This window comes from Pantoea stewartii subsp. stewartii, from assembly GCF_008801695.1.
Lineage (GTDB): Bacteria > Pseudomonadota > Gammaproteobacteria > Enterobacterales > Enterobacteriaceae > Pantoea > Pantoea stewartii.
The window spans coordinates 1-450 of the sequence record NZ_VZPF01000255.1 but is presented as its reverse complement, the minus strand read 5'-3'; the positions used below and the strand labels follow the sequence as shown (position 1 = coordinate 450).

General features: G+C 53.6%; 1 pseudogene. It reads right to left on the bottom strand.

Annotated elements, in window-relative coordinates:
* Positions 1–170 precede the first annotated feature (170 nt).
* Positions 171–450 (bottom strand): annotated as a pseudogene (locus F7Q90_RS26060) (integrase domain-containing protein); the annotation flags it as partial.

The following is a 450-nucleotide window of genomic DNA, read 5'->3' as shown; positions in this document are numbered from 1 at the left end:
TACTGGCGCAATCATCAGTAAAATTGTCGTAGTGCTGCACCAGAAGCCCGTTAACAGGCTAAACCATCCTTAGAGGCTGTTATTAAGAGGAAACCGTACAAAAAATTTCTACGTAGAAATTTTTTCGGTGGATAACAATGGATAACCATCATATAGCAAGCTCAAGGCTATCAACCAGCCTCATCCCTTCGCCCGTAAACCTGCGCCACGATACCGTCCGTCGCCGTGGCCCAGATCCATCGCCGTCATCGCCAGCGCCTCCTGTTCACTGAATCCCTGCGCCAGATAATAGCGAATAGCATCTGCGCCCAGGCGTAACGCAGCGAATGCGGTGAGTTCTGTCCCGTTAAGCCGAGTCGTTCCGCCTGTCTGCGCCAGAACTGCATCGCCTCTTTCAGCGTGGCCCGGTCAATCAGCCTGCCGTTGCGCTGTCCTGCAATGCCGATCGCG